An 8,045-nucleotide genomic window follows, 5' to 3' on the forward strand; every position below is an offset into this window, starting at 1 on the left:
GTTTTCGGCTAATTTAATGCATAACCGTTTCGTTTATTAAAAAATTAACTTTTCTTAACCCCCTATACACTAATAATTATTTATGCTTTTATTTTTTTTTAATTACTTAACCATTTTTATACTTATATTAAAAAAGTATGAATAAATTTTTCACTTTTTTTTATATTTTTTTTCTACATATTCTCCCAAGTGAGCGTTTTACCCTTTACATTTATTATTTTTATACTTATATTAAAAAAGTATAGATAAGTTTTAACTTTTTCTATACTTTTTTTCTACATGCTCTCCCAAGCAAGCATTCCGCCTTTTACATTTATTGTTTCTATTCCATTCTTTGCAAGATATTTCTGTGCTTTTTCACTTCTATTTCCACCCCTACAAATTACATATATAGGTTTTTTATTGTCTTTATACTTTTCTACCGCCTTATCTATTTGGTCTAACGGTATGTTTTGTGCTTGCTTTATATGCCCTTCACTATACTCATCAGTTGTTCTGACGTCTATAAGTATGGGTTTTTCTTTTTCTAAAATTTCTTTTAATTCATTTACACTTACAGATTTTAAATTACTTTTACTTTTAAAAATATTAAACATGTTACTCCTTTACTATGATATTACTATTTTTATATTATTTACACTTACTTCTTTAACTAATTGGCTTATAGTTTTATATGATAATTCTATATATACTTTACCATCTAATTTTATGTTGTTATTATAGAAATTAACTTTTATATTACCTGTATTTTGTTTCATAATTTTTTTTATATTAAGTTTTTTTTCATCACTTAAATTATCTAATAATATATTTACTTTTACATTTGTTATTTCTTTTAATTTAAAAATGTCGCTTATATAGTTTTTGTTTTTTCTTATAAAACAAGGTTTATTTATATACTTTGTTATATCTTTTCTTAAATTATTCTTGTATTCTACCCCATTAGATATTATCTTATCTTTACTATATACATAGGCTAATTCTATATTATTTTTTAGTATAAGAATAGTTTTTAGATTTTCATACTCTTTTGAGTTATAGTACAACAAAGGTAAACCTAGTTTTGTTATTTCTATATTACTTAATTCAATTAAACTATATTCATCTATATTCTTTTTTTCGTACATGGCTATACTACTATTATCTGTAAAAAATAGGGTTCTTGTTATATTTTCATCACTTTCTACTATTTTTTTGGCTATTTCTAATATTTCTTTTGCATTATTTTGAACTTCTTTTCTACTTATTTCAAATTCATCAAAAACTCCTGCTAATGCTAAACTTTCTAATTGTCTTTGATTTATACCATATTTTGTCATTCTATATGTAAAATCATTAATATCAGTAAATTTACCTGATTTTTCTCTTTCAAATACTATGTCTGATGCCAAATTTTGACTTATTCCACTTATTGAATAAAATGCATATCTAATATTCTCATTTTCTACAACAAAGAAAACATTAGAGTTATTTATACTAGGTTTTTCTAATTTTATATTATACTTTTCTAATTCATTAAAATATACATTTAACTTATTATAGTCTGTTATCTTATGATTTAATAATGCTTTCATATATTCTTTTGTATAATTTGCTTTTAAATATGCTGTGTAATATGAAATTATTGCATAAGATATAGAGTGTGATTTATTAAAACCATAATCTCCAAATGCTTCAATTTGAGAGTACAATTTTTCTATTTTTTGTTTATCATAACCTTTTTCTACTGCTTTGGTTATAAAGTTTATTTTATGTTTTTCTAAAATATCAGGTTTTTTCTTGCTTATTGCTCTTCTTAAATCATCTGCTTCTATTAATGAATAATCTGCAATTTTTTGTGCAATTTGCATAACTTGTTCTTGATATATCATTATTCCATATGTATTATCTAAAATTCCTTTTAAATCATCTATTTCATATTCTATATTTTCTAATTTATTTTTTCTCTTAATTACGTCATCTACCATACCACTACCTAAAGGCCCTGGTCTATATAGGGCTAAGGCTGCTGATATGTCGTGAATACTATTTATTTTAAATCTTTTAATTAGGCTAGTAATTCCCATTGATTCAACTTGAAATAGTCCTATAGTATCTCCTTTATTGTATAATTCAAAGGCTTTTTGATTATCTAATTCAATATTATCTAAATCTATATTTATATCTTTTATAGTTTCAGATATTATATCAAGGTTAGCAAGTGCTAAAAAATCCATCTTTAAAAGCCCTAAATGTTCTAATTCTTTCATATCATATTGAGATACATTTATTTTTAATTCTAAATCTTTATATATAGGAACTATATTTTCTAATTTTTCTCTTGAGATTATAACTCCTGATGCATGAATAGAACTATGCCTTACATTATCTAATAATTTAGATAAAATTCTAGATTTATCATCTTTTGATAATGTCTTATTTAAAACTCTTGTTAAATCTCTTAAAATTTGTTTTTCTTTTAGTGTAGAAAAAGTTACTATATTTGAAACATAATCTTGTCCATATCTTTGCATTACATAACTTATTACTTCTTCACGCCTATTTGCTTCAAAATCTAAATCTATATCTGGCATACTTTTTCTACCAGCATTTAAAAATCTTTCAAATATTAAGTCGTATTTTATGGGGTCTATTTTAGTAATATCTAATAAATATGATACTAAACTTCCTGCAGCCGAACCCCTACCTACACCAACTAATATCTTATTTTCTCTTGCAAACTTGACTATGTCTTGTGTTATCAAAAAATATGAATTAAATCCCATTTTATCTATTACACTTATTTCGTATTCTATTCTTTTAATATATCTATCATCTGTTATATTTTTTTCTTTTAAACCCTTATATACTAAATCTTTTAAAACTTCTTTTTCATTAATATTTTTTAAATATATTGGTAACTCTTTATTTGATAATTCTATTTCTACATTACATTTATCAACTATTTCTCCTATACTTTTTATACCTTCATCAAAAATTTCTTTATCTATATATTCTAAATCTTTTGAAATTTGATTATAGTCTTTTAAGTATAAATCCTCTGGCTTATATGCTGTTTTTATAGAACTTAAATTTCTATTTTCTTTAATAGCAGTTACTATTTTTTGTATAAAGGCATCTCCTTTATCTAAATAATATACGTCATTAGTTATTACAAACTTAGTTTCAGTTTCTTTTATTATGTCTATATACTCTTCTATATTTCGTTTTAGCATATTAAAAGCAGGTAATTCAAGATAAAAATCATCAAAATATTTATTATATTTAATTACCACATTTTTAGCATGTGCATAATCTAAATTATCTATACTCTTAAAAACTTCTGAATTTATACCACCAACTAATACAACTAAATCTTTACTATACTTAGAAATTTCTTGTATATCTATTATATTTCTATTTGCTATTCTCCTATTATTAGATACTGTACTCAATTTTATTAAAGCCTTATAACCATCAATGTTTTTCGCATAAACAGTTATTGCAAATTCTCCCTCTATTTCCAAACCATAAGTATATAGTTCTAAAGCGATTATAGGTTTAATGCCTAATTTTAATGCTTTTTCATAATAGTTTATTGTTCCAAATAAGGAAGTATTTGTTATTGCCATACTTTTTTGATTATATTCTTTTATTCTTTTTAGATAGTCATCAACTTTTGCAGTTGCTTCTAATAAAGTATAATCTGTATGTAGCTTTAAATTTATATACATTATATCTCCTTAAATTTCTTTTAGTGTAGTTATAAGATAATCAATTTCTTCTTTTGTATTATATATACCTAAACTTATTCTTATAGATGACATTACTCTATCATCATCAAATCCCATAGCCTTTAAAACATGTGAACCAGATAAACTACCACTCATACAAGCAGAACCACCACTAACACATATACCTTTTAAATCTAACATAGGTAATAGTAATTGTATATTTTTATCTTTAATACTAATATTTATTATATTACTTATTCTATTCTCTCCATTTATTTGTATATTTTCCATTTCTTGTATATTAGATACAAAATAGTCCATTAATCCTTTAACATATGCTTTTTCTTTTTCCATATTATTAATTGCAATTTCTAAAGCCTTACTAGATAATATTATGTTTAATAAATTTTCAGTACCTGCTCTTTTATTTCTCTCTTGCTTACCACCATATATTAATTTTTTTATAGCTATGTCATCTTTTATGTATAAGATTCCTACTCCTTTTGGTCCATAGAACTTATGAGCTGAAAAACTCATACTGTCTGCACCCATTTCATAAATATTCATTTTTTCTTTCGTTATATATTGTGCTGCATCTACATGAAAATGTATATTCTTATTTTTTATCTCTTTTGCTATTTCTTTTATAGCTTGTATAGAGCCTGTTTCGTTGTTTACAGCCATTACTACTACCAAGCCTACCTTATCACTCATTAGGCTTCTAAAATGCTCTAAATCTATCATTCCATCGCTTTTAACATTTATATATTTTACTATATAGCCCATCGTTTCTAATTGCTTCATATGCTCTAATATACTAGAATGCTCTATACTAGAACATAATATTTCCTTTTGTTTATTTATAGCACTATTAATAGCCATATTATTAGATTCTGTTGCCCCAGATGTAAATATTATATTTTTAGCATCAACACCAAGATTTTTAGCAACTGTTAGCCTTGCATTTTCAAGTAATACTCTACTTTGCCTACCTAAACTATGAACTGATGATGGATTAGCATATATATTTCTATTAAGTTCTACTAACTCATCTAATAGTTCTTCTCTAAATTTTGTTGATGCCGCATTATCTAAATATATATTTTTCATTTGTTTCTCCTATATAATTATCATAGATATAACCAATAGCACTTTAAGTAAAGTGTATATTATAGCAAATTCAATTACTAAATATTTTTCTTTTTCATCTATATTTTTTTTAATATCAAAGTATACACAAGCTGCTAACATTATTATATATACAATAAGATATTCAATATTAAAACTTCCTAAAAATGTGTAACTTATATCTAAAAAGCATAGTAGACTATATTCAATTATATCTATTATATCTTTATAATATTCTCTAATTAAATTATTTACGAATAATAGCAATGAAAACATAAATAAAAATACAAATTTATGATTTAGGTCTATTAAAAAATATGTCAAAAATATTAAAATTAGTGTTATTTGAATTTTTAAATTTTTTCTTAATGCGTTTTTAATCTTCATTTTCTTCTCCTAAACCTATACTATCATATATAGACTTTAATTTTGATTTTTCAACATGAGTATATAGTTCAGTCGTTGTAATACTTGCATGACCTAATAATTCCTGAACTATTCTAATATCTGCCCCATTTTTTAATAATAAACTTGCAATAGAGTGTCTTATCATATGTGGGTGAACACTTTTTTCTATTCCACAATTTTTTGCATGTTCTTTAAAAACTAGATAAAAAGAAGTTCTTGTAGCACCAGTAAATAGTTTATGATCTCTTCTACTATGCTTTAATAGTTCTCTTTCCGTTTTTATATACTCTTTTATTTCATTTGCTATCTCATCATATATAGGTATATATCTATATTTAGAACCTTTACCCAATACTCTTATATATCTATATTCGTTATCTTCTATATCTCTTATTTCTAAGTTAATTATTTCAGAAATTCTAGCACCTGTTGCCATTAGTAATTTTAAGATTAGTTTATCTCTAACACTCTTAGGCTCATGATTAAAAGTTTCTAATATTCTACTAAATTCACTCTCAGTTAATATATCAGGTAGTCTTTTTTCTTTTTTCATTGCTTTTATGGTATTAGTTGGGTCTTTATCAATAAGTTTATTCATATATAGATACTTATAAAAAGTTTTAAGTGATGATATTTTTCTTTGAACAGTATTATGTTTAAACATATTTTTCATATTTTCTATATAGGCATATATATCATCTTTTTCTACATTATTATATTCTTTTTGTGTTTTTTTAAAAAAAGATTTCAAATCCACTCTATAACTTCTAATAGTTAATTCACTTAAACCCTTTTCTATCTTTAAGTAATCCAAAAATTCTCTAATATACAAACTTGTTTCTTTATTCATTTTTACCCTTCATCATTTCTTTAATATGATTTCTAAGAGCAGTAGTTATACTATCTCCTGATATTATTCTAGCAATTTCATCTATTCTTTCTTCATCATTTAATTTTTTAATTTCAGTTTCTGTAATAGAATTATCAGTAGTTTTCTCTATTAAAAATTGTTCATCTGCCATAATTGCTATACTAGGTGAATGTGTTACACATATTACTTGTATATTTTTTGATAATTTTCTAAGTTTTTTAGCAACTAGTTTTACAGTTTCACCCGATATTCCCGTATCTATTTCATCAAATATTAATGTAGATAAATTATCTACCCTAGAAAATACAACTTTTAATGCTAACATTATTCTTGAAATTTCTCCACCTGATGCTATTTTTGATAACTTATTATATTCTTGACCTTCATTTGCCTTTATCATAAACTCAATATCATCTATACCATTTTCATGCATTCCATCTTTAATATCTATGTTTACTTTAAATGATGCACCTTTCATATTAAGTTCATATAGCTCATTATTTATTTCTTTTTCTAATTTTTTAGCATATTCTTTTCTATCTTTACTTAGTTGTTTTGCATTTTCAAAATACATATTAGTTTTTTCATCTTTTAATTTTTTAAGTTCTTCTATTTTATCAGATGAATATTCTATATTAGATAACTTTTCTTGCATTTGCTCTTTATATATTAAGATATTACTTATACTATCTTTATACTTATTTTTTATCTTATTTATTTTATTTAATCTGTCTGCAATTTCTTCTAATTTAGTATCATTATCCTCTGAAATATCTTTACATGATATATCATTATATATATCATTTAACTGTTCTTTAATATCTTCTAATCTATCATTAATATCAGAAATTTCAGTTGAAACGTCAGATATACTATTTATGGTTCTAACACAATTTTTAACTCCTGTTAAAACATTTTCATCTAATTCATAAACTAATCTAGCAAAGGCTTCTTTTATACGGCCTGAATTAAATATCAATTTATATTCTGCTTCTAATTCTTCATCTATGCCATCATATAGTTCTAATTTATCAATTTCTTGTATATTAAAATTATATAATTCTTTTTTTTCTAGTATTTCTTTTTTTTCTATTTCTAACCTGTCTATTTCAACATTTAGATTTTTTATATCACTTACTATACTTTTCAAATTATATTTTTTCTTGTCTATAAATGCATCTAATAAATTTATATGATAAGTCTTATTAAGTAAATATTGATTTTCGTGTTGCCCAACTATATCAACTAATTGTTCCATTATATTTTTTAGTGTAGACAAAGTAACTCTTTTATCATTTACTATTATTTTAGATTTAGAATCTATACCTATTTCTCTATAAATTATTAATTCTTTATCTGAAAAATCAATAGTGTCTGTTATTTCTTGTAACTTTTCTATATTTTCATCTGTTAAATCAATGACTGCTTCAACACTTAATTTTTTCTCGCCATTTCTTATTGCTAAAACATTAGACCTAGCACCTGTCAAAAATGAAATTCCATCTAAAATTATAGATTTACCTGCACCTGTTTCCCCAGTTAATACTGAAAAATTAGTTTCTAAATCTATTTCTAAATCTTTTATTATTGCTAAATTATTTATTTTCAACTCTCTTATCATTGAATATTTCTCCTATAAAATTAGCTATACTATTTGTCGCTTGTTTAGCTTCACTTAAAAAATTTATAATTTGGAATACATGTATCATATTTTCGTATCCTTCTATTCTACAGTCAACGCCACTTTCTTTCATTCTTTCACATACTTTTATACTATCATCACTTAATATTTCTAAGCCACCATATTGAATTAAAGTTTTAGGGAATCCCTTAAAATTACCATATACTGGCGATGCATAAGGGTGTTTAACGTCTACTCCTTTAAAATATGGATTATATAGTAAATATGTATTATATGTTGATTT

The 8,045-nt window shown here is 23.8% G+C and carries 7 protein-coding genes; all 7 read right to left on the minus strand.

Features of this window, described 5'->3' with window-relative positions:
• Positions 1-275 precede the first annotated feature (275 nt).
• Positions 276-596 (minus strand): rhodanese-like domain-containing protein, encoded by a 321-nt coding sequence (locus AWT72_RS01895; protein WP_067139973.1) that lies wholly within the window; start codon positions 594-596, stop codon positions 276-278.
• Positions 597-608: 12 nt separating this feature from the next.
• The gene (locus AWT72_RS01900) at positions 609-3,713 is read right to left on the minus strand and encodes a DNA polymerase III subunit alpha (protein ID WP_067139976.1); all 3,105 of its coding nucleotides are present in this window, start codon (positions 3,711-3,713) and stop codon (positions 609-611) included.
• A 9-nt stretch (positions 3,714-3,722) separates the two neighbouring features.
• Entirely contained in the window at positions 3,723-4,823 is a 1,101-nt protein-coding gene (locus tag AWT72_RS01905; protein WP_067139979.1) for a cysteine desulfurase family protein, read from the minus strand.
• Positions 4,824-4,832: 9 nt separating this feature from the next.
• Positions 4,833-5,228 (minus strand): hypothetical protein, encoded by a 396-nt coding sequence (locus AWT72_RS01910; protein WP_067139982.1) that lies wholly within the window; start codon positions 5,226-5,228, stop codon positions 4,833-4,835.
• Positions 5,218-6,099 carry a site-specific tyrosine recombinase/integron integrase gene (gene xerA, locus AWT72_RS01915; RefSeq protein WP_067139985.1) on the minus strand — a complete coding sequence of 294 codons (882 nt, stop codon included), beginning with the start codon at positions 6,097-6,099 and terminating at the stop codon, positions 5,218-5,220. Before xerA ends, AWT72_RS01910 begins: the two co-directional genes overlap by 11 nt.
• Positions 6,092-7,741: a DNA repair protein RecN gene (recN, locus tag AWT72_RS01920; protein WP_067139988.1), complete on the minus strand. Its 1,650-nt coding sequence runs from the start codon at positions 7,739-7,741 to the stop codon at positions 6,092-6,094. The genes xerA and recN overlap by 8 nt, the downstream gene beginning before the upstream one ends.
• Positions 7,716-8,045: alpha/beta hydrolase (locus AWT72_RS01925; protein ID WP_156413065.1), on the minus strand; the 330-nt coding region annotated here is incomplete at its 5' end. The genes AWT72_RS01925 and recN, both read right to left, overlap by 26 nt.

The organism is Oceanivirga salmonicida (assembly GCF_001517915.1).
GTDB classification, from domain to species: Bacteria; Fusobacteriota; Fusobacteriia; order Fusobacteriales; family Leptotrichiaceae; genus Oceanivirga; species Oceanivirga salmonicida.